Below are 25,535 nucleotides of genomic sequence, written 5' to 3'. Positions count from 1 at the left end.
GTATTAGTAGAACGCCCTAACTGATACAGGCACCCATCATGTTCATCCGCGCATACCTCCGAGCCTCCACCGAAGAGCAAGACGCCGGCCGCGCCCGCGCCTCGCTCGAGCAGTTCGCCAGCGACCATAACAAGGTCATCGCCAGCGTGTACTTGGAGAACGCCAGCGGCGCCACCGCCGACCGGCCTGAGCTGCTGCGCCTGCTGAAAGATGCGCGCAAGGGTGACGTGCTGCTGGTGGAATCCATCGACCGGCTATCCCGTCTCCCGGTGGAGGATTGGCAAAAGCTCAAGACCGCTATCGACTCCAAGGGCCTGCGTGTCGTCGCGCTCGATCTGCCGACCAGCCACCAGGGAATGCAGGACACGAAGGGGGATGAGTTCACCGGGCGGATGCTTGGGGCCATCAACTCCATGCTGGTGGAAATGATGGCGGCGATCGCGCGCAAGGATTACGAGCAGCGCCGCGACCGGCAGGCCCAGGGCATCGAAAAGGCCAAGGCCGAAGGCAAGTACCAGGGGCGCCCGGTGGACGCCGATCTGCACAAGCGCGTGACTGAGCTGCTCGGCGCCGGCCTGGGCATTCGCGCGACGGCCCGGCACGCCAACTGCTCCACCACCACCGTGCTGAGAATCAGAGACCTGGCCGCCGCCTGACCTGCAGAACCCAGCCGGTTACTTCTGGGTTATCGAATCGAACCCAGCCGCAAACAAAAAAGCCCCGCCAGAGCATCGCCCGGCGGGGCTTTTTATTCGCCCGCTGCTGTCACCCTGCTGTCACGGGGTTTTCTGCTGCTGGTCGTAATAGGCTGTAAGCCTTGAATTTAGTGGTGCACCAGGCGGGATTCGAACCCACGACCCCTGCCTTCGGAGGGCAGTACTCTATCCAGCTGAGCTACTGGTGCTTATGCGGGCGACATCATACCTATGTCGGCTCGGGGCGTCCATTCGGGTTTTGTCGGGAAATTCTCTTTGTGGGGCTCCACTTGCGCATACCCCGGCCCACCTTGCCCCTGCGCAGTCCGTCCGGGAAGCTGGAACGTTTCTCTGACCCCAGGATCATCCTCGGGCACCGCTGGGTGCCCCTGCCGGTTCGTTGGTTTTACGTTGAACCCGGCAGCTATTCGTGCTGACAAAGGAAGTTAATGCAGGCCCGCGTCAATCAGTCAAGCACCAGTCGGTCGACGGTATTGAAGGCATTCAAGTCCTGAGCCACGCTGTCTACTGCGCAATGTCGAACGGCTTCGCCGAGTCTCCGGGTTTACGTTGATCAGAAAAATCTCTCAAATTCGGTATTTTCGTTCTTTTTTTTGAACAGACTATTGTCCTTTACCCCCATTGATCCTAGGATTCGTTTGAGATTTCAAACGCTCCTGTCTGGGCGCTGAACCGCACATTCATCTCATGTGCGCTATTTAGGTGCTTCGGCCCGGTGAATGAATTTCCTGACGGCAGCCCCCAAGGCGCCTTTCTACACTCAATAAAACGCTGCGCGCGAGCGCGGTGCTGTTAAGGAAAGCCTACATGCAGCTCAAAGACAGTCAGTTGTTCCGCCAACAAGCTTTTATCGATGGTGCCTGGGTCGATGCGGACAGCGGTCAGACGATCAAGGTCAACAATCCGGCCACGGGCGAAATTCTCGGCACCGTGCCTAAAATGGGCGCCGCCGAAACCCGCCGCGCGATCGAAGCCGCTGACAAGGCCCTACCCGCCTGGCGTGCACTGACCGCCAAGGAGCGGGCCAATAAGCTGCGCCGCTGGTTCGAGCTGATCATCGAGAACCAGGACGATCTGGCCCGCCTGATGACCCTGGAACAAGGCAAGCCACTGGCCGAGGCCAAGGGCGAAATCGTCTATGCCGCCTCCTTTATCGAGTGGTTCGCCGAAGAAGCCAAGCGCATCTATGGCGATGTGATTCCGGGTCACCAGCCGGACAAGCGTCTGATCGTGATCAAGCAACCCATCGGCGTGACAGCCGCCATCACGCCGTGGAACTTTCCGGCCGCAATGATCACCCGTAAAGCCGGCCCGGCCCTGGCCGCCGGTTGCACCATGGTGCTCAAGCCCGCTTCGCAGACCCCGTTCTCGGCCTTCGCCCTGGCGGAACTGGCCCAGCGCGCCGGTATTCCGAAAGGTGTGTTCAGCGTGGTATCCGGCAGCGCCGGCGATATCGGCGCCGAGCTGACCGGTAACCCGATTGTGCGCAAGCTGTCCTTCACTGGTTCGACCGAGATTGGTCGCCAATTGATGGCCGAGTGTGCCAAGGACATCAAGAAGGTTTCCCTGGAACTGGGCGGCAACGCTCCGTTTATCGTGTTCGACGACGCGGACCTGGACAAGGCCGTCGAAGGCGCGATCATCTCCAAATACCGCAACAACGGCCAGACCTGCGTCTGTGCCAATCGCCTGTACATCCAGGACGGGGTCTACGATGCCTTCGCCGAGAAACTGAAGACGGCAGTCGCCAAACTCAAGATCGGCAACGGTCTGGACGAGGGCACTACCACCGGCCCGCTGATCGACGAGAAAGCAGTGGTCAAGATCAAGGAGCACATCGCCGACGCCCTGGGCAAAGGGGCGACCCTGTTGGCCGGCGGCAAGTCCATCGAAGGCAATTTCTTCGAACCGACTATCCTGGTCAACGTCTCCAAGGACGCCGCCGTGGCCAAGGAAGAAACCTTCGGTCCCTTGGCGCCGCTGTTCCGCTTCAAGGACGAAGCCGAGGTCATCGCGATGGCCAACGACACCGAATTCGGCCTGGCCTCGTACTTCTACGCCCGTGACCTGAGCCGTGTGTTCCGTGTGGCCGAGGCTCTGGAGTACGGTATGGTCGGTGTCAACACCGGGCTGATCTCCAACGAAGTCGCGCCGTTCGGCGGTATCAAGGCTTCGGGGCTGGGCCGCGAAGGTTCCAAGTACGGCATCGAAGATTATGTGGAAATCAAATACCTCTGCCTGGGCATCTGAGTCCGGTTGGAGATTGCTGCAAACACAAGGGGCACGAGAGCGCTGTCCCTTGCTGTGCTTCGAACGCAATTTTCTCTGTGGCCGGGAAAGCTGTGACAGTCGATCATCGTATGCTGCCGCAGTTGCTTCCCCGCCATGCATTCCTTGAGTCGTGCCGCCCGATGAGCGGTGAATGAGGACACCATGAGCAAGACCAACGAATCCTTGATGCAACGCCGCCAGGCCGCTGTCCCTCGCGGTGTCGGCCAGATCCACCCGATCTTCGCCGACCACGCGAAAAATGCCACCGTGACCGACGTCGAAGGTCGTGAGTTCATCGACTTCGCCGGCGGTATCGCTGTTCTGAACACCGGCCACGTGCATCCGAAAATCATCGCTGCCGTGACTGAGCAGTTGAACAAGCTGACCCACACCTGCTTCCAGGTCCTGGCCTACGAACCCTACGTAGAGCTGTGCGAGAAAGTGAACGCCAAGGTTCCAGGTGATTTCGCGAAAAAAACCTTGCTGGTCACCACCGGTTCCGAAGCGGTCGAGAACGCCGTGAAGATCGCCCGTGCCGCCACGGGGCGCGCCGGCGTGATTGCTTTCACCGGCGCCTATCACGGTCGTACCATGATGACCCTGGGCCTGACCGGCAAAGTCGCGCCTTACTCGGCTGGCATGGGCCTGATGCCGGGCGGCATCTTCCGTGCGCTGTATCCAAACGAGCTGCATGGCGTGAGCATCGACGACGCCATTGCCAGCATCGAGCGCATCTTCAAGAACGACGCCGAGCCCCGTGATATCGCCGCGATCATCATCGAGCCGGTACAGGGCGAAGGCGGCTTCTATGTCGCGCCCAAAGCGTTTATGCAGCGCTTGCGCGCCTTGTGCGACCAGCACGGTATCCTGCTGATTGCCGACGAGGTGCAGACGGGTGCCGGTCGTACCGGGACTTTCTTTGCCATGGAACAGATGGGCGTCGCCGCCGACCTGACCACCTTCGCCAAGTCCATTGCTGGCGGTTTCCCGCTGGCGGGTGTCTGCGGCAAAGCCGAGTACATGGACGCCATTGCTCCCGGTGGCTTGGGTGGCACCTACGCCGGCAGCCCGATCGCTTGCGCCGCGGCCCTGGCGGTGATGGACGTGTTCGAGGAAGAGCACCTGCTGGAACGTTGCAAGGCGGTCGGCGAGCGCTTGGTGACCGGTTTGAAAGCGATTCAGGCCAAGTACCCGGTGATCGGTGAAGTGCGCGCCCTGGGTGCGATGATCGCAATCGAGCTATTCGAAGGTGGCGACAGCCACAAGCCGAACGCAGCCGCCGTGGCCCAGGTAGTGGCCAAGGCCCGTGACAAAGGTTTGATCCTGTTGTCCTGCGGCACCTACGGCAACGTCCTGCGCGTGTTGGTCCCATTGACCTCGCCGGACGAGCAACTGGACAAAGGCCTGGCGATCATCGAGGAGTGCTTCGCCGAACTCGCTTGAGTTGCGATGCGTGAGAAAAAAGACCCGCTTCGGCGGGTAATCAGACCATCACCCCAACACCCTGCGAGCGCTACGCTTTCGCAGGGTGTTTTGTTTTCGCAGGCCTCTTCAGGCCAGGACGATCTGATTCTTGCCCAAGCGCTTGGCTTGGTACATCGCGCTATCTGCTCGGGCGAAGAGCCCGTCGAACAGCTCATCCTCGGGAGTCAGGCTGGTCAGGCCCTGGCTAATGGTGATGCCGAAGTATTCGCCGTCATGGCTGAACGCCAGGCGTTGGATCTCTCGTTGCAGGCGTTCGGCAATCTGCTGCGCCATGTCCGGTGCGCAGCCAGGCAGCAGCGCGGCGAACTCCTCTCCGCCGATACGTCCGAACAGATCGCCGCTGCGCAACGCCGAACGCCCTGTCTCGGCAATTTTCTGGAGGACCGTGTCACCTTCCGGATGCCCGTAGGTGTCATTGATCCGCTTGAAGTCATCGATATCCAGCAAGAGGAAAGCCAGCGGCGAGTCTTGCAGGCGGGCTTGCTCGAACTCACGGTGGGCGCATTCGAAGAAGTGCCGACGATTGCTGCTGCTGGTCAGCACATCGGTGGTCGCCAGGCGTTGCAGCTCATCTTCCAGGACTTTCTTTTCGGTGATGTCCTCGGCGATACCGACCACGATCACCCGCTGCCCCGGTTCGGCATGACGACCGATGAAGCACTTGTCGCTGAGCCAGCGGATCTCGCTGTTGGCACCGATAATGCGGTATTCGCGGTCTTCCACCGCGCCCTTTTCCAGCACTTGGGCGAGGCTGCGCTCGGCGTAGTCGAGGTCATCGGGGTAGATGCTGTCGCGCCATTCGTTGTAATCGGCCAGCAGCAGGCCCGCGGAACGACCGAAGATGCGTTCGTAGGCGGGGCTGACATAGAGCATCTGTCGGGCCTCCCAGTCGAAAGCCCATAACACGGCGTTGACGCTCACCAGCAAGGAACTGAAAAGTTGTTCGCGTTCGCTCAAGCGCGCGACTTCACCTTGTGCGTGCATCAGGGCAAGTAGGGTTTCAGCAGCTTCAGGCCACTGTTGGAGGGAAGGCGGTCTCGGCTTTTTATTGACCATCGGCGCATCTCACAGGGTGTGCCACGTTCGTATCAGCCGTGGCGACACCGAAAACCCGCCGGGATGGCGAAGTGCATTTGAGATAAGAGAATGGTCGCTAAGTTCCGAACGGCGCGTCTCGAAGCCAAGCGCGCCGATCAACGGTGTCAGGCGAGGGACGGACGCAACGAGTAAGTCTTCAATTGGTTGGCGAAGTCACGCAGCGACTGGATACCGCTGGCCTCGGCTTCGTGGACCCAATCTTTGATCGCCGCCAGCATGTCGTGGCCATTCGAGCTGGTCTTGACCCAGATTTGTTGCAGGGCCAGGCGCTTCTCGTAAATGACCTTGAGTGCCTGGCTGTGTGCCAGCATGGTTTCGATGCGTACCTGGTGGTTATCGCTGAGCAGGCTGGTTTCCCGCGACAGCAGACGTTTGGCCCGATGGAATTGGTGGCGGACCGAGTGATCGACTTTGGTCAGCTCCTGTTTTACCAGCGGCGCGATCACCAGCTTGCGGTATTGGGCCATGATCTGGAAGCGGTTGTTGAGGATCGCCATGGCGGTGTCCATGTCCAGGTGCCCTTTGCCCTCGACTCGGTGGGCGATGGGCGCGGTCCGTTGCACCTTGGCCAGACGCAGGAAGCTGAAGAGCTTGATCCATGCCCAACCCAGGTCGAACTCCCATTTTTTGACCGAGAGCTTGGCCGAGTTGGGGTAGGTGTGGTGGTTGTTGTGCAGCTCTTCGCCGCCGATCAGGATGCCCCAAGGCATCAAGTTGGTGGCCGCGTCACGGCATTCGAAGTTGCGATAGCCGACCGCGTGGCCCAGGCCGTTGATCACGCCGGCGGCCCAGAACGGGATCCACATCATCTGGATCGCCCAGATGGTGATGCCGATGGCGCCGAACAGTAGCAGGTCGATTACCGCCATCAGGCTGATACCGAGCAGCTTGTAGCGCGAGTAGAGGTTGCGCTCGATCCAGTCTTGCGGGCAGTTCTTGCCGTAGATGCGCAGGGTCTCGGCGTTGTCGGCTTCGGCCCGGTACAGCTCGGCGCCGGTGCGCAGGACGGTGGAGAGGCCGAGGATCACCGGGCTGTGGGGATCATCGACGGTTTCGCATTTTGCATGATGCTTACGGTGGATGGCGGTCCACTCGCGGGTGTTCTGAGCCGTGGTCAGCCACAGCCAGAAACGAAAGAAGTGCTTGAGACCGGCATTGAGCTCCAGGGAGCGATGGGCCGAATAGCGGTGCAGATAGACCGTGACACCGACAATGGTCACGTGGGTCATCAACAGAGTGACCGCCACCAGTTGCCAGGCTGACAAGTCAAGAAAACCGTTGTACCACATAGGCTGTATTGCCCTCGATAAAGTAAAGAACAGCCCGCGCATTATCACCGAGCCACCAGAGAAAACCAGTCGCTGTTGCAGATAAGAGTGCCTGGATATTTCCTACTTTATGATTTCAGCCGATTTGTAAGGCCATCAGGCATTTCTAGAGTTAGCGCTTGGCGCAACAGCCGAAGCTATTTAACGGCGACCGATACTGGCGAAGCTGCGGGATGGGTGGCGAGTACTGGCCGACAGTTGTGAAGATTTGGTTATATTAAAATTCTTAAATAGTATTTTTAAGAATAACTTCGCCTGTCTAAAATTGCCTCAACACCATGAGCAGTTCCGCCACTGCCGGGGTAACTCATATTTCAGGAGCACGACCATGAGCGCATCTCTGCGTAGCGTTGACGGCCAGGACGAAGCAACCGTTCTGCGTGAGATCCAGAACGCCTTGCGCGACCTGCGTTTTGGCGCGGTGGAAATCACCGTCCACAACGCTCAGGTGGTACAGATTGAGCGCAAGGAAAAGTTTCGTCTGCAACCCCCCGGCAACAAACCTAGCTGAACCCCGCATCACCCTCTGAAGTTGTCAGAGGCCCGACTGGTCAACCGGAGGGCGTCATTCATGCCCCCCCAGAAAAATTGCAGCGGCCAAGCACGAGTCCGGGCTTGAAGCGCCATGAGAACAAAGCCAACACACCAAAAATTTTCGGGAGCTTCACCATGTCGTCGATTCGCCGTTATGCCCTGGCCGCACTTACTAGTGCCGTATTTGCCGGCGCTGCTGTTGCCAAGGATTATGAACTGCTCAACGTTTCCTACGACCCGACTCGTGAGCTGTACCAGGATTACAACGCCGAATTCAGCAGCTTCTGGAAACAGGCTCACCCAGGCGACACTGTGAAGATCCAGCAATCCCACGGCGGTTCCGGCAAGCAAGGTCGCGCTGTGATCGACGGCCTGCGTGCCGACGTGGTGACCCTGGCGCTGGCCGGCGATATCGACGAAATCGCCAAGCTCGGCAAGAGCTTGCCCGAGGATTGGCAGAAACGCCTACCGGACGCCAGCACACCTTACACCTCGACCATCGTGTTCCTGGTGCGCAAGGGTAATCCCAAGGGCATCAAGGACTGGAACGACCTGATCAAGAAAGATGTCTCGGTCATCACCCCGAATCCGAAAACTTCCGGCGGCGCGCGCTGGAATTTCCTCGCGGCCTGGGCCTACGGCCTGAAAGCCGGCGGCAGCGAAGCCAAAGCCCAGGAGTACGTGAAAGAGCTGTTCAAGCACGTGCCGATCCTTGACACCGGCGCTCGCGGCTCGACCATCACTTTCGTTAACAATGGGCAGGGCGATGTGTTGCTGGCCTGGGAAAACGAAGCGTTCCTGGCCCTCAAGGAAGACGGTGGCGCCGACAAGTTCGATATCGTCGTGCCTTCCCTGTCGATCCTTGCCGAGCCACCGGTGGCGGTAATCGACAAGAATGCCGAGAAAAAGGGCAACAGCGAGATCGCCGAGGCCTACCTCAAGCACCTGTACAGCCCCGCCGGCCAGGAAATCGCCGCGAAGAACTTCTACCGGCCACGTGACGAGAAAGTCGCCGCCAAGTACGAGCAGCAGTTCCCGAAACTGGACCTGGCGACTATCGACAAGGACTTCGGCGGCTGGAAATCGGCGCAACCGAAATTCTTCAATGACGGTGGTGTGTTCGACCAGATCTACCAGGCCCAGTAACTGAAACGTCACCTACCGTCAGCCGAGCTCGGAGCCCCGGATTTCATTCGGGGCTTTTGTGCGTCACAACCAAGGACTTCTATGTCACGTCGTATCTCCCCCGTCATACCCGGCTTCGGGCTGACGCTGGGCTACACCTTGGTGTACCTCAGCCTGATTGTGCTTATACCGCTGGCGGCGATGTTCGTGCATGCCGCCCAACTCACTTGGGAGCAGTTTTGGGCGATCATTTCGGCGCCTCGGGTGCTCGCGGCGCTGAAACTGAGCTTCGGCACGGCGCTGTATGCGGCGATTATCAATGGCATGATCGGTACACTGCTGGCCTGGGTGCTGGTGCGCTACACCTTCCCGGGGCGCAAGATCATCGATGCGATGATCGACCTGCCGTTCGCCCTGCCCACCGCCGTCGCCGGTATCGCCCTGACCGCGCTGTACACGCCGACTGGCCTGGTCGGGCAGTTCGCCGCCGACCTGGGCTTCAAGATCGCCTACACGCCGCTGGGCATTACCCTGGCGCTGACCTTCGTGACCCTGCCGTTCGTGGTCCGCACGGTGCAACCGGTGCTCGCCGATATTCCTCGGGAAGTCGAGGAAGCGGCGGCCTGCCTGGGCGCCAGGCCCTTGCAGGTGTTCCGGCATATCCTCGTGCCCGCGCTGCTGCCCGCCTGGCTGACTGGCTTCGCCCTGGCCTTTGCCCGTGGCGTCGGTGAGTACGGTTCGGTGATCTTCATTGCCGGCAACATGCCGATGAAGACCGAAATCCTGCCGCTGCTGATCATGGTCAAACTCGACCAGTACGACTACACCGGCGCGACGTCCATCGGCGTGATGATGCTGGTGGTTTCCTTTGTCCTGTTGCTGCTGATCAACTTGCTGCAGCGGCGTATCGAAACCCCATAAGGAGGCGCGAACATGTCCCAATCGTCCATAAGCGCCGCCTCCGCGGCCAACGCCGCCCGGCGTGGCAGTGCCGTTTCGCGGCGGATTCTGATCGGTCTCGGCTGGCTGGTCTTTGCGCTGTTTCTGCTGTTGCCGCTGTTTATCGTGGTGTCTCAGGGCTTGAAGCTTGGGCTCGGTGCGTTCTTCACGGCGATCTTCGAGCCGGACGCGCTGTCGGCGCTGAAACTGACGGTGATCGCCGTGCTGATCTCAGTGCCGCTCAACCTGGTGTTCGGCGTCAGCGCCGCCTGGTGTGTGAGCAAGTACAGCTTTCGCGGCAAGAGCATGCTGGTCACGCTGATCGACCTGCCGTTCTCGGTCTCGCCGGTGATCGCCGGTCTCGTCTATGTGCTGATGTTCGGCGCCCAGGGCTTCTTCGGTTCGTGGCTGGCGAATCACGATATCCAGATCGTTTTTGCCTTGCCGGGCATCATCCTGGCGACCGTCTTTGTCACCGTGCCCTTCGTCGCCCGTGAACTGATCCCGCTGATGCAGGAGCAGGGCACCCAGGAAGAAGAAGCGGCGCGGCTGTTGGGCGCCAACGGTTGGCAGATGTTCTGGCATGTCACCGTGCCAAATATCAAGTGGGGCCTGATCTATGGCGTGGTGCTGTGTACGGCGCGGGCAATGGGCGAGTTTGGCGCGGTGTCGGTGGTTTCCGGGCATATTCGCGGGGTGACCAACACCCTGCCGCTGCACGTCGAGATCCTCTACAACGAATACAACCACGTGGCCGCGTTCGCCGTGGCGAGCCTGTTGCTGATCCTGGCGCTCTTCATCCTGCTGCTCAAGCAGTGGAGCGAAAACCGAATCAACCGCCTGCGCGCCAGCGCCGCGGAGGAATAAGTCATGTCGATTGAAGTCCGTAATGTCAGCAAGAACTTCAATGCCTTCAAGGCACTGAACAGCATCAACCTGGACATCCAGAGCGGCGAGCTGGTGGCCTTGCTTGGCCCGTCCGGCTGCGGCAAGACCACTTTGCTGCGGATCATTGCCGGGCTGGAAACCCCGGATGACGGCAGCATCGTGTTCCACGGCGAAGACGTTTCCGGTCACGATGTGCGTGATCGCAACGTCGGGTTCGTGTTCCAGCATTACGCGTTGTTCCGTCATATGACCGTGTTCGATAACGTCGCCTTTGGCCTGCGCATGAAGCCGAAGAGCCTGCGCCCGAACGAAAGCCAGATCGCCACCAAGGTCCATGAACTGCTGAACATGGTGCAGTTGGACTGGCTGTCCGACCGTTACCCGGAACAGTTGTCCGGCGGCCAGCGCCAGCGGATCGCCCTGGCCCGGGCCCTGGCGGTGGAGCCCAAGGTACTGCTGCTGGACGAGCCGTTCGGTGCGCTGGATGCCAAGGTGCGCAAGGAGCTGCGCCGCTGGCTGGCGCGCCTGCATGAAGATATCAATCTGACTTCGGTGTTCGTCACCCACGACCAGGAAGAAGCGATGGAAGTCGCCGATCGTATTGTGGTGATGAACAAAGGCGTGATCGAGCAGATCGGCTCACCCGGCGAGGTGTACGAGAACCCCGCCAGTGATTTCGTCTACCACTTCCTCGGCGACTCCAATCGCTTGCACCTGGGGGAGAACAACCCGGTGTTGTTCCGCCCCCACGAGGTGTCGTTGTCGCGTCACGAACTGGAAGATCACCACGCGGCCGAAGTTCGCGATATCCGGCCGTTGGGCGCGACCACCCGGGTGACGCTGAAGGTCGAGGGCCAGAGTGAACTGATCGAGGCTGAAGTGGTGAAGGACCACGACAGCCTGATCGGCCTGGCGCGGGGCGAGACGCTATTCTTCAAGCCCAAGGTCTGAGAGAAACGGGTCAGTATCCGGTTGTTCTGAAGGGGCGTTGCGACAAGCCGGATTGCCCAACTGAGCACAAACAGGCCGACGCCATTGCTCAATCAGACCATCGTGCTCGATGGCCGATATTTGTCCTAGCCAAACGGATAGGTCGAGCGGCCCGTTATCGGCAGTCCCAAGGTCACTTCGGGACGCAGATAGAGCCCGCCAACGCCGCCGCCAAAAAAGCCAAAGGGATCAGCCGGGGCCCGGCCACTGGCCATCCTGGCCCTGACGGCAGCACCGCGACGGCGCCCACGACCTGCGCGGTATCGACGAAGTGACTGGTGATAGTGCGCCAATCGCGGCGGTACGCCGCGTATTGACTGAGAGGCTCCAGGAGGTTTCTCATTACTATTCCTCCTGTAGGGTGATGGGATCATCCCCGGCCGGAAATTTTGCGCTGTCGGCTAAACGACAATCGTTTTGGAGTTCTCATGGACGTATCTGCCTGGCGCTCGCGCCTGCTGACGGGGCACTGGTTCAGCAACCTGCCTGCTTACCTGCAGGATAGCTTGTTGGTCACGGCCAAGGGGCGGCGCCTGACGCCGGGGCAGTGTCTGTTCAAGCGCGGTGACCCGCCGTGCGGCCTGTATGCGGTCCTCGAAGGCTCGGTACGAGTCGGTGCCGTCAGCGCAAAAAACAAGGTGGCGCCGCCGAGCCGGATCGAATTGCCGTACTGGTTCGGCGAGATTTCCCTGTTCGATGGGTTGCCGCGCACCCATGATGCCTACGCGGTAGGCCACACCATCCTGCTACACGTGCGCCAGAGTGTCTTGTTGGAGCTGCTCCAGGAGCACCCGGAATATTGGCGGCATTTTGCTTTGCTGATGAGCCAGAAGCTGTGCCTGACCTTTATCGGCCTGGAACAGTTGAGCCGGTTGCCGGCTACCGTGCGCCTGGCGCATTGGTTGCTGCTGATCGCCGAAGGTTATGGTGAGCTCAATCAGTCGCGGCAACTGATCCCGCTGGCCCAGGACCAACTGGCGGCGATGCTGTCGCTGTCGCGCCAGAGCAGCCGGCAGATTTTCCAGGGCCTGCAGGACGAGGGCATCATCGAGCTGAACCGGGGTGAAATCGAGATTCTCGACCTGGAGCGCCTGCGGGCGGCGGCGAGTGCCTGAAAGGCGTCGACATTGAACTGATCGTACAGGCCGCTAGAGCGCGGCATAATCTTCCTGACGGTCCAGCGCCACTAACGTCTGGATCATCGCCTGCGCTGCTGGCGACAGCCGGAACCCGGTGCGGCTGACAATCGCGCAACGGGCCTGCAGGCTCTCGATGTTCGGCGCCAGGTTGCGCCAATGCAGCAGCACCAGCGAATCCTGTGCCGCATCCTCGACAAACGCCTCATGAGTACCGACGCCAATCGCATTGGACTGGCGCACGATTTTCACCAGCGCGGGAAAATGTTCGGTCTCGATATGCGGCGAAAAATCGGTGCGCCCGCTGAGGTTTGCCAGCAGCTTGCGAATGCCTGGCGCGATCAGCGCGGTCGCCAGTGGATAGTCGAACATATCGTTGGTCGACAAGCTGTTCTTGGCCAGCAACGGGTGTTCGAGACGGCAGAAAAATACGCCACGCCTGGGCGTCAGTGCCTGGGTCTGGAAATTCGGGTCGGCTTCGAAATGACGGATGTCGGCGATAAAAAACTCTATTTCTTCGCGGCTCAGGCTGCGGCTGAGTTGCTCCCAATTATCCACCTGGAATCGAGTGCGCACTTTCGGGTGGGCGTGGATAAACCGTGCTACCGCTTCCGGCACCAGTTTCACCGCCGGCGCTGGGCCGCAACCGAAGCGCAGTTCGCCGGCGTCGAACTTGCTCATCTGGGTCACTTCGGCGCTCAGCCGCGCCGCGCCCTGGACCAGAGGCAGGGCGTGTTGCAATACCATCTGACCTTCGGGCGTCGGGTGGAGGTCTTTACTGCCACGGTTCACCAACACACAGCCGAACTCTTGTTCCAACCCCTGGATACTGCGGCTGAAGGCCGGTTGGGTGATACCCATGGCGTCCGCTGCGCGGACAAAACTGCGATGTTCGTTGAGGGCGATAAAATAACGCAGTTGGCGAAGATCCATAGGTTTCCGGCATCCAAAAGTAGCTCGAAGGCATTTGCGACGAGTGAGGCCTGAGGTTTTAAATGCAAGCTATTATTTGGTCAATGAAGAATTTTAGCGTCTATTAGATCGAAATTGAATATAAAGGACCGACGAGGAACTTCAACCATGGTCAGTGGAGTGTCTCGCCGTGGCTGGAGGATGCCTTCGGGGAATATTTTCAATGCTTGAAAAGCATGGTTTTTCAAGGGCATCGCTGCAACCCTTGAAACACGCGGCCTTGAGCGGGAGGTTTGGATTTTATATTCATTTTTGTAATATTTATAACTTCAAATATTACTTTATGACCTAAGTAATCTCCAGGGATCATCGGCTCTCTCGATGCGTGCCAGACATGCTTCGAGGATTTTTTGCTGAAGAACGCGGGAGTTATTTCATGGGCAATGTCCAGATCGCAGCCAGTGCATATGAGGTGCGCAGACCTCAAGCGCCGAGTGGCGAGTTGCTCGATCTCGGTCGACCCCATCACGCGCCGCTGGAGCAACTGCGTCTGCAGAAAGTGCCCAAGGGCATCCTCAGTCGACGCGAGGCAATCTTGCTCGGTGTATTCGCGCTGGCGCTGCATGGCGCGGTGGTCTACTGGCTGAGCCAGAAACAGCTCCCGGTGCTGGTGGTGCCGCCGCAAATCCCGCCGATGACCATTGAGTTTTCCCAGCCGTCACCGCCCGTGGTTCAACCGCCGCCGCCCGTGTCGCCACCTCCATCGGTGGTCGAGCCGCCACCGCCGGTAGTTGACGAACTGGCGGCAAAGCCACCGCCTAAACCCATCGCCAAGCCCATATCGACGCCCAAACCGGTACCCAAGCCTGAGCCTAAGCCAGTGCCAAAGCCGGTCGAACAGCCGCCGGTATCGCCACAACCGACGGCGCCACCCGCGCCACCGGCTCCGCCCAGCCCGGCCCCGGTGACCCCGGCTTCGGCCAGCGCCGCCTACCTGAAGAACCCGGCGCCGGAGTATCCGGCGCTGGCCCAGCGGCGCGGCTGGGAAGGCACGGTGTTGCTACGGGTCCAGGTGCTGGCCAGCGGTACACCGGGCGAGATCCAGATTCAGCAGAGCAGTGGTCGCGAGCAACTCGACCAGGCCGCCCTGGCGGCGGTGAGGCGTTGGCGCTTTGTCCCGGCCAAACAGGGCGATGTCGCTCAGGTCGGCTGGGTCAGCGTACCCATCGATTTCAAGATCCACTGATCGGCAGCCAACGCGCTGAACGTTTTTACAGAGGGAACCTATTATGACGTTACTGGCATCTCCACTCCAATCCATCGAAAGCGCGGTGATCTGGCTGCTGATGGTCTTTTCCGTCGCCACTTGGGGCCTGGCCCTGCTCAAGGCCGTGCAGTTCGCTCGCTTGAAGGGCCAGGATCGCACGTTCCACAAACAGTTCTGGGCGGCCTCCAGCCTCGACTCGGCGGTCGAGCTGAGCGATACCCTGCCTGGTGCCGCCGCCCGCGTGGCCCAGGCCGGCTATGCCGCGATCCAGGTCGGCGAGGCGCCACAGGTCGCTGGCCTGAGCCAGGCGATCAATCACCAGGACCGCCTGGAACGTGCCCTGCGCCAGCAGATCGTGCGTGAGCGTCGTGCCCTGGAAACCGGTCTGGCGGTGGTTGCCAGTATCGGCAGTACTTCGCCGTTCATTGGCCTGTTCGGCACCGTGTGGGGGATCATGGAGGCCCTCAAAGGCATCAGCGCCGCCGGTTCCGCGAGCCTGGAAACCGTGGCCGGGCCGATCGGTGCCGCGCTGGTGGCGACCGGGGTGGGGATTGCTGTCGCGGTGCCTGCGGTGTTGGTCTACAACTACTTCCTGCGTCGCCTGAAACTCACTGCCGCCGACCTCGACGACTTCGCCCACGATTTCTATAGCCTTGCGCAGAAGAGTTCGTTTCGGCTACTGGTCCACCCGACGGCCAACAAGAGTGCTGGCCTGAGCATTACGCAGAAAGTGAAGGAGGCGTCCTGATATGGCCTTTTCCATCCAAGACAGTGATGAGGTGCTCAGCGAAATCAACGTCACGCCGCTGGTGGATGTCATGCTGGTGCTACTGGTGGTGTTTATCGTTACCGCGCCGCTGCTGACTAACGCCATTGCGATCAACCTGCCCAAGACCGAAGCCGTAGCGCCGGTGGCGCAGAAGGACGCGTTGGTGGTGAGTATCGACGGGGCCGGCAAGTGGTTTATCGACAAGGACGAAATCAAGCCACAGCTGCTGGAGCTCAGTCTCCAGGCAGCCAAGGCCAAGGACCCGGACCTACGGGTGCAACTGCAGGCCGACAACGCGGTGAACTACGGCGAAGTGGCGCGGGCCATGGCGTCCATCGAGCGGGCCGGAATCAGCAAATTGTCGGTGATCACCGCGCGCTGAACGCAACCGCTACTTGAGTTTTTTGGGCCGTCTCCTGGGCAGGGTACGGCTCTTTTTTATTGCCGGATAAGCTGATGGAATGGCCATGATGGTAACGGAGTGGAGGTTTTTTTTATATTTCTTTATGATCTTAATAAATAGCTTATTATTCCTTAACGAATGCAATCTTTCTCCTTCATACTTGATCCGGAACGCAAACGCTGGAGCAGGTGTACCCCATGCGCAACGAGTCGATTCGTTATCTGATCGTGCCGGGCTGGCAAGGATCGCCAGAAGATCATTGGCAAACCCACTGGCAGAACAGCCTGCCCAACAGTGCGCGAGTGGAGCAGGCCGACTGGCTGACGCCGCGTCGCGAGGATTGGGTCGCAGCGCTCGCCGAGGCTGTTGCCGCCGACCACACGGCGGTGATCTTGATCGCCCACAGCCTGGGTTGCATCGCCGTCGCCCATTGGGCGCGATCCGCGCCGTTGCACCTGTTGCGGCGGGTTCGCGGAGCCTTATTGGTGGCGCCGGCCGATGTCGAACGGCATGCCTGCGCCGCGGCGTTGCGTAATTTTGCCCCGATTCCCGGCGACCGGCTGCCGTTCCCGAGCCAGATCGTGGCCTCCGACAACGACGACGCCGTCAGCGCCGCGCGCGCCCTCGAACTAGCGCATTGCTGGGGCGGCGAAGTCGACATCCTCAGTGGCGCCGGGCATATCAATGTGAACTCCGGCCATCAACGCTGGGAGCAGGGGTTTGCCTACCTGTACCGTCTGCAAACCCGTATGGAAGCGCCTTCGCTGCGCCGCGCCTGATTTTTTCCTCTGCTTGAACGTCCCCGCTGCGAGGCGGTCGGCGCGGGAGTCTGTCATGAGTCTGCATGAAATCTTCGGCCAGCCTTTGCTGACCTTTCCCGATGCGGAAAAAAGCCCGCTGAGTATCCGTGCCAAGGCGCTGGTATTCGTCGATCCGCGTTCGCGCCAGTTGCGCGAAGAGCTCGAACAACTGGCGCCCAAGGCGCTGCCGGTGCTGATCCGCGGCGAAACCGGCAGCGGTAAGGAGCTGTTGGCCCGACATATCCATCGCGCCAGCGACCGTACCGGGCTATTTGTCTCGGTCAACTGCGGCGCCATCAGCCTTACTTACGCCGACGCCGAGTTGTTCGGTTACGCGGTGGGGACCCACAGCAGTTCAGTCAGCAGTCGGGCCGGCTGGTTCGGCTCGGCCAATGGCGGAACCCTGTACCTGGATGAGATCGGCGACCTGCCGCTGCCGATCCAGATCAAGCTGCTGGCGGCCCTGGAAAACCATGAGGTGACGCGGGTGGGCGCGAAGCAGCCCAGCCCGGTGGATGTGCGTTTGGTGGCGGCGACCAGCATCGATCTGGGCCAGGCGGTGGCGGTGGGGAAATTCCACCCACGGCTCTATCACTACCTCTGCGAAGGCCGGCTGGAATTGCCGGCGTTGCGTGAGCGGGTCGGCGATATCTTGCCCCTGGCCGAGTATTTCCTCGGCATCTACAGTCAGCGCCTGAACCTGTCGGTACCGCTGATCAGTGACGGCGCCCAGCGGGCGTTGGAGCGTCACAGTTGGCCGGGCAATACTCGTGAGCTGGAAAACGTCATTCACTTCGCCTTGCTGGTGAGCAGCGGCGATGAGATCCTGGCGGAGCATCTGAACCTGCCAACGCCGTTGGCCCTGGTCGAGCAATTGATCGGTAGCCGTTGCGTCGAGGAACTGGCGGCGCTCAAACGGTTGTTGGAGCATGCAGGCGCCTGATCTTTTGGAGAGCCGACTTGCCGATGAAGAAGTCGGCCAGAACGCTAAGCTTGATGGCAAGCTCGCTCACACATAAACATCGCGCCTGCCGGGCATTAATAAAATGGAATATGCAGACAAATAGAAGATATTGTTCTGGAATAAAAGCATCGGTATCTTCTACTCCATACCAACGATATCATTTTGCTAGCGCTTCTTTTCCCTGGGCTGTCGTCAATGACGACCAAGATTTTCGATAAGGACACTGCATGAAAAAGGTTTTGTTGTTTACCGCATTGGCGGCTGCTCTGACCGCGGGCCTGGCTCAGGCCGGTGAGAAACTGGTGGTAGCGGCAACGCCGGTGCCTCACGCCGAGATCCTCGAGCTGATCAAGCCGACCCTCGCCAAAGAGGGCGTCGATCTGGAAATCAAGATCTTCACCGACTACGTACAACCGAACACCCAGGTTGCCGAGAAACGCCTGGACGCCAACTACTTTCAGACCAAGCCGTACCTGGATGGTTTCAACAAGGGCAAGGGCACCAACCTGATCACCGTAGTCGGTGTCCATGTCGAGCCTTTCGGCGGTTACTCGAGAAAGGTCAAGAGCCTGGACGAATTGAAGGACGGCGCGACCATCGCCATTCCGAACGAAGGCAGTAATGCCGGTCGTGCCCTGTTGCTGCTGCAAAGCAAAGGCCTGATCGAACTCAAGGACCCAAACAACGCCCTATCGACACCGAAAGACATCGCCAGCAACCCGCACAAATTCAAGTTCAAGGAACTGGAATCGGCCCTGCTTCCGCGAGTTTTGGATCAAGTCGACCTGGATATGATCAACACCAACTATGCACTGGAAGCGGGTCTGAATCCGGCTAAGGACGCCTTGCTGATCGAAGGCGCCGACTCGCCTTACGTGAACTTCCTGGTCGCCCGTCCGGACAATAAGGACAGCGCCGCGATCCAGAAGCTGGCCAAGGCCCTGACCAGCCCGGAAGTGAAAGCGTTCATCGATAAGAAGTACAAGGGTGCGGTACTGCCGGCATTCTGATTGACGAATAATCCGGTCAAGGTTTGAACGCCGACGAGCAAGCAGCGTCGGCGTTGTTTATTTCACCATCTGTAATAAGCCGACCTTTGCGTACCCGTCCGCTCTGCCCCTACCGAGCTTGCTCGTCACGGAAATATTCGTAGAGTCTTGTCCACGCACGCAAGGAACCCCATTTCGCGCTAAACAGTCGTAACGACATGGTGTGTCAACATTACACGAAGGAGTGTGTGTGAAAGGGTATCGAGTGAAGCGGGAAATAGCCTTGGTGCTGGTGGCGCTGCTGAGTGGTTGCGGCCATGAACAACCTCCAGAGCCCGAGCGACCACGGGTCTTTGTCGAGCAGGTACAGCGCAAGGACTTCGGCGCCGCCGTGACCCTGACCGGCGACATCCAGGCCCGGGTCCAGACCGATCTGTCATTTCGCGTTGGCGGCAAGATCATCCAGCGCGGTGTCGATGTCGGGGCGCGGATTGCGGCCCACCAAGTGCTCGCCAAGCTCGATCCCAAGGATCTGCAAACCAATGTCGACAGCGCCCAAGCCGAGGTCAACGCTGAGCAGGCGCGGGTGCAGCAGACCAGCGCGGCGTTTGCCCGGCAGCAGAAGCTGCTGCCCAAAGGCTACACCAGCCACAGCGAATATGACGCCGCCCGCGCTGGCATGCTCAGCGCCAGGAGCGCCCTGACGGCGGCCCAGGCCCAGCTCGCCAATGCCCGCGAGCAGTTGGGCTACACCTCGCTGATCGCCGAGGTCCCCGGCGTAATTACCGCCCGCCAGGCCGAGGTTGGACAGGTGGTACAGGCGACTATGCCGATCTTCACCCTGGCCCGCGATGGCGAACGCGACGCGGTGTTCAATGTCTACGAGTCGCTGTTGGAGGAGCCACCGGGTGACCGCTCGATCACCGTGACCCTGCTCGACAACCCGACGATCAAGGCCGGGGGCAAGGTTCGCGAAGTGACTCCGGCGGTCTCGGCCCGGAGCGGGACGGTACAGGTCAAGGTGGCCCTGGGCGAGCTGCCGGCGGGCATGGACCTGGGCTCGGTGGTCAGCGCCACCGCCACGGCGCCGGCCAGGTCGAGTATCGAGTTGCCCTGGTCGGCCCTGACCAAGGAGGGCAGCGAACCGGCTGTGTGGCTGGTAGATGCCGATGGCCAGGCCAGCCTGCATCGGGTCAAGGTCGGGCGTTACCTGACCGGTCATGTGATGATCAGCGAGGGCCTGGAGGGTGGCGAGAATGTCGTGGTCGCCGGCGGGCAATTGCTGCATCCGGGCATGCTGGTGGAAATCGCCAGGCCGACCCCGGCAACCGCTTCGGGAGCCCGGCCATGATGCGTCTGTCGCTGGTCCTGCTGGGCGGCCTGTGGATCGCCGCGTGTTCGAAGCAGGAGCCGCCACCCGAGCCGGTACGGCCAGTGTTGTTTATCGAGGTCAAGCCGGAGTCGGTGCAGCACCTCGGGCGTTTCGCCGGCAGCATCCAGGCCCGTTATGAAAGCACCCTCGGGTTCCGGGTGGCCGGGCGGATCTCCCGGCGCTATGTGGATGTCGGCAGCGAAGTGGCCCGAGATGCCTTGTTGGCGAGCCTCGATCCCACCGATCAGCAGAATCGCGTGCTTGCGGCCCAGAGCGATTTATCGCGGATCCAGGCGCAGTGGATCAACGTCCAGGCCAATGCTCGCCGCCAGCAGGAATTGTTCGACCGTGGCGTCGGCGCTCAGGCCCAACTGGATGTGGCCCAGACCGATTTGAAGACCACCGGCGCCTCCCTCGAACAGGCCCGTGCCTCGCTCAGCCAGGCTAAGGATCAATTAGCTTATACCGAGCTGCACAGCGACCACGCCGCCGTGGTGACCGACTGGAAAGTCGAGGCCGGCCAGGTAGTCAATGCCGGCCAGGAAGTGGTCACTCTGGCACGCCCGGATATCAAGGAAGCGGTGATCGACCTGCCGGCGGCACTGGCCGAGCGACTCGGCGAAGACGTCGAGCTGCGTGTCGCCAGTCAGCTCGATCCGAGCGTCAATACCACCGCGCGGCTGCGGGAAATCGAACCCCAAGCCGACAGCGCCACGCGGACCCGGCGGGCTCGCCTGACCCTGGCCGAGACTCCGGCGGCGTTCCGCCTGGGCAGCTCCATCAGTGTTACCTTGAGTTCAGCCATCGAGCCGCGCACTCGGTTGCCAGTGTCGGCCCTGCGCAAAGACCAGGACAAGGCGCAGATCTGGATCATCGACCCGCAAACCCACACCGTCTCGCTCCGCGATGTCCAAGTGCTTAGCCGCGAAGGCGAGACGACGTTGCTGGTGTCGGGGATCAGGACCGGCGAGAAAGTGGTGAGTGCCGGGGTGAACAGTCTCAAGCCTGGACAGAAAGTCAAAATCGACGAGGAACACCCACAATGAAAGGGAGCTTCAACTTGTCCGAGTGGGCTCTCAAGCACTCGTCGTTCGTTTGGTACCTGATGTTCGTCGCGTTGCTGATGGGGGTGTTTTCCTACATCAACTTGGGGCGCGAGGAAGACCCGTCCTTCACCATCAAGACGATGATCATCCAAACCAGATGGCCGGGCGCCACGGTGGATGAAACCTTGCAGCAGGTCACCGACCGCATCGAGAAAAAACTCGAGGAGCTGGACTCCCTCGACTATGTGAAAAGCTACACCCGACCCGGTGAATCGACAGTGTTCGTGTTTCTGCGCGACACCACCAGCGGCAAGGACATCCCGCAGATCTGGTATCAGGTGCGCAAGAAGATCGAGGATATTCGCGGCGACTTCCCCCAGGGTATCCAGGGGCCGGGGTTCAACGATGAGTTCGGCGATGTGTTCGGTTCGATTTATGCCTTTACCGGCGACGGCCTGAGCATGCGCCAGCTACGCGACTACGTGGAGCAAGTGCGGGCGCAGATCCGCGACGTGCCGGGATTGGGCAAGATCGAGATGATCGGTGAGCAGAACGAAGTGCTCTATCTGCACTTCTCCACCCGCAAGCTGGCCGCCCTGGGCATCGACCAGCGCCAGGTGGTGCAGAGCCTGCAAATGCAGAACGCGGTGACGCCGGCTGGGGTGATCGAGGCCGGGCCCGAGCGGATCTCGGTGCGGGCCTCCGGGCAATACGCTTCGGAAAAGGACCTGGAAGCGGTCAATCTCAAGCTCAACGATCGTTTTTACCGTCTGGCGGATATCGCCGAGATCAGCCGCGGCTACGTCGACCCGCCGACCCCGCTGTTCCGCTACAACGGCCAGTCGGCCATCGGCCTGGCCATCGCCATGAAGAAGGGTGGCAACATCCAGGACTTTGGCAGGCGCCTGCACGAACGCATGGACAGGCTGACCACTGAATTGCCGGTGGGCGTCGGCGTACACAGGGTCTCCGACCAGGCCGAGGTGGTGGAAAAGGCCGTCGGCGGCTTTACCAGCGCCTTGTTCGAAGCGGTGATCATCGTGCTGGTGGTGAGCTTTATCGCCCTTGGCCTGCGTGCCGGCCTGGTGGTGGCTTGCTCGATCCCGCTGGTGTTGGCGATGGTCTTCGTGTTTATGGAGTACAGCGGCATCACCATGCAGCGGATTTCCCTCGGTGCGCTGATCATTGCCCTCGGCCTGTTGGTGGACGATGCAATGATCACCGTGGAAATGATGGTCACGCGACTGGAGAAGGGCGATAGCAAGGAACAGGCGGCGACCTTCGCCTACACTTCCACGGCCTTCCCGATGCTCACTGGCACCCTGGTCACGGTGGCTGGTTTCGTGCCCATTGGCCTCAATGCCAGCTCGGCGGGGGAATATACTTTCAGCCTGTTTGCGGTGATCGCGGTGGCGATGCTGGCGTCGTGGGTCGTCGCGGTGTTGTTCGCGCCGGTGATCGGCGTACATATCCTCAGTGACAAAGTGAACGGGCACAACCCGCAGACCGGGCGTGTTGCTCAGGCCTTTAATGCCGGGCTGCTCTGGTCGCTGCGTAACCGCTGGTGGGCTATCGGTCTCACGGTGCTGATCTTCGCGCTGTCGGTGTTCTGCATGCGCTTCGTGCAGAACCAGTTCTTTCCGTCTTCGGATCGCCCGGAAATCCTCGTCGATCTCAACCTGCCCCAAAACGCCTCGATCCACGAAACACGCAAGGCGGTGGACAGGCTTGAGGCCGGTCTCAAGGACGATCCGGATATCCTGCGCTGGAGCAGCTATATCGGCGAGGGCGCGATCCGTTTCTATCTGCCCCTCGACCAGCAATTGCAGAACCCCTACTACGCCCAGTTGATCATCGTCAGCAAGGGGTTGGAGCAACGGGCGGCGCTGATGGACCGCTTGAACAAGCGCTTGCGGGAGGACTTCGTCGGCATCGGCAGCTTTGTCCAGACCCTGGAAATGGGGCCGCCGGTGGGGCGGCCATTGCAGTATCGGATCAGCGGCAAGGACATCGATCAGGTGCGCAAACATGCCATCGAATTGGCGACCATCCTCAACAAAAACCGCTACGTCGGCGAGACCATCTACGATTGGAACGAGCCGGGCAAGGTGCTGCGCATCGATATCGCCCAGGACAAGGCGCGTCAGTTCGGCTTGTCCTCCGAGGATGTGGCGAAGCTGATGAACAGCATCGTCAGCGGTTCGCCGATCACTCAGGTCAAGGACGATATCTACCTGATCAACGTGGTCGGGCGTGCGCTGGACAGCGAGCGGAGCACCCCGGAAACCCTGCAGAACCTGCAGATCGTCACCCCCGGTGGCACCTCGATTCCGTTGCTGGCATTCGCCACGGTGCGTTATGAGCTGGAGCAGCCGCTGGTCTGGCGGCGTGACCGGCTGCCGACCATCACCCTCAAGTCCGGTGTCCGGGGGGGTATCCAGCCGACCGATCTGGTCCGGCAACTGCAGCCCGAGATCGACAAGTTCTCGGCTGGCTTGCCGGTGGGCTACAAGGTGGTCACCGGCGGCACGGTGGAAGAGAGCGGCAAGGCCCAGGGTCCGATTGCCAAAGTAGTGCCGCTGATGCTGTTCCTGATGGCGACTTTCCTGATGATCCAGCTGCACAGTGTGCAGAAGATGTTCCTAGTGGCCAGTGTCGCGCCGCTGGGGCTGATCGGCGTGGTCCTGGCGCTGGTGCCGACAGGCACGCCAATGGGCTTTGTGGCGATTCTCGGGATCCTCGCGCTGATCGGCATCATCATCCGCAACTCGGTGATCCTGGTGACCCAGATCGACGAATACGAACGCAACGGCTACGAACCCTGGGAGGCGGTGGTGCAGGCAACGGAACATCGGCGTCGGCCGATCCTGCTGACAGCGGCGGCGGCGAGTCTGGGGATGATCCCGATTGCTCGGGAGGTGTTCTGGGGGCCGATGGCCTACGCGATGATCGGTGGGATCGTGGTGGCGACGGTGCTGACGCTGATGTTCCTGCCGGCGCTGTATGTGGCGTGGTATCGGATTCGCGAGCCGCAGCGGGAAGATTGATCGTGAGGGAGAGTCTTTGGTGAGGATGGGAATTGCCAGGGCAAAGGTGCTTGCTCCCAGTGGATCGAGAGGTCTGCAAGAGAGGTGGACTTTTGCTGTTACCGATGACATCTACCGTCTTGCCTTCATTGGCGCCTACGAGTCCAAACGTCAGATGCTCGTAAGCGTCACGTTGAAAGACGGCCAGATGCTGTGGAGTTTCATGCACAGCGACGACGCTGCCTGGGCTGAGGTTTCGCCAGCACGAGAGTGTCGGCAAACGCCGAAATCACTCCGCCGTCGACGGTTTCTCCCACAAGTTGATTCCGCCTTCCTGGGCAAACCGGTCGATTTCCGCCAGTTCTTCCTGAGTGAAACTCAGGTTTTTCAGTGCGCCGACATTCTCGATGATCTGTTCCGGCCGGCTGGCACCGATCAGTGCCGAGGTCACCCGAGGATCACGCAAGGTCCAGGCCAGGGCCAGTTGCGCCAGACTCTGGCCGCGACGCCGGGCGATCTCGTTGAGTGCCCGCACGTGGCCGATATTCGCTTCGCTCAGGTGCGAGGCTTGCAACGAACCGCCGCCCGGACGATTGACCCGCGCATCGTTCGGCACGCCGTTGAGGTACTTGTCGGTGAGCAAGCCCTGGGCCAGCGGGGTAAAGGCGATCACGCCAGCGCCCAGCTCTTCGACGGCGTCTAGCAGATCCTTTTCCACCCAGCGGTTGAGCAGGTTGTAGGCTGGCTGATGAATCAGTAGCGGTACTTTCCATTCTTTCAGCAGTGCAGCGATCTCGCGGGTCTTGACGCCGGAATACGACGAGATACCGATATACAACGCCTTGCCCTGCTGCACGGCGGTAGCCAGGGCGCTGGCGGTTTCCTCCAGCGGGGTGTCGGGGTCGAAGCGGTGCGAATAGAAGATATCCACATAGTCCAGGCCCAGCCGTTGCAGGCTCTGGTCGAGGCTGGCGAGCACGTATTTGCGCGAGCCGCCGCCCTGGCCATAAGGGCCTGGCCACATATCCCAGCCAGCCTTGCTGGAGATGATCAGTTCGTCGCGGTATTGCTTGAAGTCTTCGCGCAACAGGCGGCCGAAGTTGATCTCCGCGCTGCCGTAGGGCGGACCGTAGTTGTTCGCCAGGTCGAAATGATTGATGCCCAGGTCGAAAGCGGTACGCAGCAGGGCGCGCTGGGTGTCGATCGGCGTGCTATCGCCGAAGTTGTGCCATAGCCCCAGGGACAGGGCCGGCAGCACCAGGCCGCTGCGGCCGACGCGGCGGTAGGGAATGGAGTCGTAGCGGTTTTCGGCAGCTTGGTAAGTCATCGAGTCCTCTCTCATTGCGCAGTGACATCTCGCGGGCTGTCCCGCTTCCCTCGGGCACGACATCGCTCTTGTGGGGGCGAAGCTGCTCAGCATACGCCGAAGAAAGATCAAGCCAACCCAGTTCGAGCGTTGGCTGAAACGTTTCATCGT

The 25,535-nt window shown here is 60.6% G+C and carries 23 protein-coding genes and 1 tRNA gene; 18 read left to right on the top strand and 6 right to left on the bottom strand.

What is annotated here, in order from left to right; genetic code table 11:
* Nucleotides 1–38: 38 nt before the first annotated feature.
* Nucleotides 39–656 (top strand): recombinase family protein, encoded by a 618-nt coding sequence (locus tag AWM79_RS15620; RefSeq protein WP_060783210.1) that lies wholly within the window; start codon nucleotides 39–41, stop codon nucleotides 654–656.
* A gap of 171 nt (nucleotides 657–827) precedes the next feature.
* Here the strand turns inward: AWM79_RS15620 and AWM79_RS15615 are convergent.
* A tRNA-Arg gene (locus AWM79_RS15615) sits at nucleotides 828–904 on the bottom strand.
* Nucleotides 905–1,523: 619 nt separating this feature from the next.
* Between AWM79_RS15615 and gabD the strand changes: the two genes are divergently transcribed.
* Nucleotides 1,524–2,966 carry an NADP-dependent succinate-semialdehyde dehydrogenase gene (gene gabD, locus AWM79_RS15610; RefSeq protein WP_060783209.1) on the top strand — a complete coding sequence of 481 codons (1,443 nt, stop codon included), beginning with the start codon at nucleotides 1,524–1,526 and terminating at the stop codon, nucleotides 2,964–2,966.
* 183 nt (nucleotides 2,967–3,149) lie between these two features.
* Complete coding sequence (gene gabT, locus AWM79_RS15605) at nucleotides 3,150–4,430, top strand: 4-aminobutyrate--2-oxoglutarate transaminase (RefSeq protein ID WP_060783208.1); 1,281 nt, start codon at nucleotides 3,150–3,152, stop codon at nucleotides 4,428–4,430.
* 108 nt (nucleotides 4,431–4,538) lie between these two features.
* Here gabT and AWM79_RS15600 read toward each other — a convergent pair whose 3' ends face one another.
* Together AWM79_RS15600 and desA are read right to left on the bottom strand one after the other, a co-directional pair.
* Nucleotides 4,539–5,528: a GGDEF domain-containing protein gene (locus AWM79_RS15600; RefSeq protein ID WP_060783207.1), complete on the bottom strand. Its 990-nt coding sequence runs from the start codon at nucleotides 5,526–5,528 to the stop codon at nucleotides 4,539–4,541.
* A gap of 146 nt (nucleotides 5,529–5,674) precedes the next feature.
* A complete protein-coding gene (gene desA, locus AWM79_RS15595) occupies nucleotides 5,675–6,859 on the bottom strand; it encodes a delta-9 fatty acid desaturase DesA (RefSeq protein WP_060783206.1) in 1,185 nt (394 codons plus the stop codon).
* Nucleotides 6,860–7,226: 367 nt separating this feature from the next.
* Between desA and oscA the strand changes: the two genes are divergently transcribed.
* The 5 genes from oscA (at nucleotide 7,227) to AWM79_RS15570 (ending at nucleotide 11,335) form a co-directional block, all read left to right on the top strand.
* The gene (oscA, locus tag AWM79_RS15590; RefSeq protein ID WP_017132602.1) at nucleotides 7,227–7,409 is read left to right on the top strand and encodes a sulfur starvation response protein OscA; all 183 of its coding nucleotides are present in this window, start codon (nucleotides 7,227–7,229) and stop codon (nucleotides 7,407–7,409) included.
* Nucleotides 7,410–7,567: 158 nt separating this feature from the next.
* Nucleotides 7,568–8,578, top strand: a complete 1,011-nt coding sequence (locus AWM79_RS15585) for a sulfate ABC transporter substrate-binding protein (protein WP_060783997.1) — start codon at nucleotides 7,568–7,570, stop codon at nucleotides 8,576–8,578.
* An 81-nt stretch (nucleotides 8,579–8,659) separates the two neighbouring features.
* Nucleotides 8,660–9,478, top strand: a complete 819-nt coding sequence (cysT, locus tag AWM79_RS15580) for a sulfate ABC transporter permease subunit CysT (protein WP_017132600.1) — start codon at nucleotides 8,660–8,662, stop codon at nucleotides 9,476–9,478.
* A 12-nt stretch (nucleotides 9,479–9,490) separates the two neighbouring features.
* The gene (gene cysW, locus AWM79_RS15575; protein ID WP_060783205.1) at nucleotides 9,491–10,363 is read left to right on the top strand and encodes a sulfate ABC transporter permease subunit CysW; all 873 of its coding nucleotides are present in this window, start codon (nucleotides 9,491–9,493) and stop codon (nucleotides 10,361–10,363) included.
* 3 nt (nucleotides 10,364–10,366) lie between these two features.
* A complete protein-coding gene (locus AWM79_RS15570) occupies nucleotides 10,367–11,335 on the top strand; it encodes a sulfate/molybdate ABC transporter ATP-binding protein (RefSeq protein WP_060783204.1) in 969 nt (322 codons plus the stop codon).
* A 172-nt stretch (nucleotides 11,336–11,507) separates the two neighbouring features.
* Here AWM79_RS15570 and AWM79_RS15565 read toward each other — a convergent pair whose 3' ends face one another.
* Nucleotides 11,508–11,717, bottom strand: coding sequence for a DUF962 domain-containing protein (locus AWM79_RS15565; RefSeq protein ID WP_060783203.1), 210 nt, complete (start codon nucleotides 11,715–11,717; stop codon nucleotides 11,508–11,510).
* A gap of 85 nt (nucleotides 11,718–11,802) precedes the next feature.
* Here AWM79_RS15565 and AWM79_RS15560 point away from each other — a divergent pair, with 85 nt between their 5' ends.
* On the top strand, nucleotides 11,803–12,489 hold the full coding sequence (locus tag AWM79_RS15560) for a Crp/Fnr family transcriptional regulator (RefSeq protein WP_060783202.1): 687 nt from the start codon (nucleotides 11,803–11,805) through the stop codon (nucleotides 12,487–12,489).
* 33 nt (nucleotides 12,490–12,522) lie between these two features.
* Here the strand turns inward: AWM79_RS15560 and AWM79_RS15555 are convergent, their stop codons facing one another.
* Nucleotides 12,523–13,443, bottom strand: a complete 921-nt coding sequence (locus tag AWM79_RS15555) for a LysR family transcriptional regulator (RefSeq protein ID WP_060783201.1) — start codon at nucleotides 13,441–13,443, stop codon at nucleotides 12,523–12,525.
* A 415-nt stretch (nucleotides 13,444–13,858) separates the two neighbouring features.
* Between AWM79_RS15555 and AWM79_RS15550 the strand changes: the two genes are divergently transcribed.
* From AWM79_RS15550 to AWM79_RS15510, 9 genes are all read left to right on the top strand, one after another.
* On the top strand, nucleotides 13,859–14,668 hold the full coding sequence (locus AWM79_RS15550; RefSeq protein WP_060783200.1) for an energy transducer TonB: 810 nt from the start codon (nucleotides 13,859–13,861) through the stop codon (nucleotides 14,666–14,668).
* 43 nt (nucleotides 14,669–14,711) lie between these two features.
* Nucleotides 14,712–15,437, top strand: a complete 726-nt coding sequence (locus AWM79_RS15545; protein ID WP_060783199.1) for a MotA/TolQ/ExbB proton channel family protein — start codon at nucleotides 14,712–14,714, stop codon at nucleotides 15,435–15,437.
* 1 nt (nucleotide 15,438) lies between these two features.
* Nucleotides 15,439–15,840 (top strand): ExbD/TolR family protein, encoded by a 402-nt coding sequence (locus tag AWM79_RS15540; RefSeq protein ID WP_060783198.1) that lies wholly within the window; start codon nucleotides 15,439–15,441, stop codon nucleotides 15,838–15,840.
* A gap of 218 nt (nucleotides 15,841–16,058) precedes the next feature.
* Nucleotides 16,059–16,640 carry an alpha/beta hydrolase gene (locus AWM79_RS15535; RefSeq protein ID WP_060783197.1) on the top strand — a complete coding sequence of 194 codons (582 nt, stop codon included), beginning with the start codon at nucleotides 16,059–16,061 and terminating at the stop codon, nucleotides 16,638–16,640.
* A 55-nt stretch (nucleotides 16,641–16,695) separates the two neighbouring features.
* Nucleotides 16,696–17,604, top strand: a complete 909-nt coding sequence (locus AWM79_RS15530; RefSeq protein WP_060783196.1) for a sigma 54-interacting transcriptional regulator — start codon at nucleotides 16,696–16,698, stop codon at nucleotides 17,602–17,604.
* A 248-nt stretch (nucleotides 17,605–17,852) separates the two neighbouring features.
* Nucleotides 17,853–18,635: a MetQ/NlpA family ABC transporter substrate-binding protein gene (locus AWM79_RS15525; protein WP_017132591.1), complete on the top strand. Its 783-nt coding sequence runs from the start codon at nucleotides 17,853–17,855 to the stop codon at nucleotides 18,633–18,635.
* 229 nt (nucleotides 18,636–18,864) lie between these two features.
* On the top strand, nucleotides 18,865–19,965 hold the full coding sequence (locus tag AWM79_RS15520) for an efflux RND transporter periplasmic adaptor subunit (protein WP_244159564.1): 1,101 nt from the start codon (nucleotides 18,865–18,867) through the stop codon (nucleotides 19,963–19,965).
* Nucleotides 19,962–21,032 (top strand): efflux RND transporter periplasmic adaptor subunit, encoded by a 1,071-nt coding sequence (locus AWM79_RS15515; RefSeq protein ID WP_060783194.1) that lies wholly within the window; start codon nucleotides 19,962–19,964, stop codon nucleotides 21,030–21,032. Before AWM79_RS15520 ends, AWM79_RS15515 begins: the two co-directional genes overlap by 4 nt.
* Entirely contained in the window at nucleotides 21,029–24,079 is a 3,051-nt protein-coding gene (locus tag AWM79_RS15510; protein WP_060783193.1) for an efflux RND transporter permease subunit, read from the top strand. Before AWM79_RS15515 ends, AWM79_RS15510 begins: the two co-directional genes overlap by 4 nt.
* A 268-nt stretch (nucleotides 24,080–24,347) precedes the next feature.
* On the opposite strand, the gene mgrA is transcribed toward AWM79_RS15510, so the two are convergent.
* Nucleotides 24,348–25,385: an L-glyceraldehyde 3-phosphate reductase gene (gene mgrA / locus AWM79_RS15505; protein WP_017132587.1), complete on the bottom strand. Its 1,038-nt coding sequence runs from the start codon at nucleotides 25,383–25,385 to the stop codon at nucleotides 24,348–24,350.
* Between the last annotated feature and the right edge of the window lie 150 nt (nucleotides 25,386–25,535).

The sequence above is a fragment of the Pseudomonas agarici genome (assembly GCF_001543125.1).
In the GTDB taxonomy this organism is placed as follows: Bacteria; Pseudomonadota; Gammaproteobacteria; order Pseudomonadales; family Pseudomonadaceae; genus Aquipseudomonas; species Aquipseudomonas agarici.
Note: the sequence above shows the minus strand (reverse complement) of the source record. Positions and strands in the feature narration are given on the sequence as shown.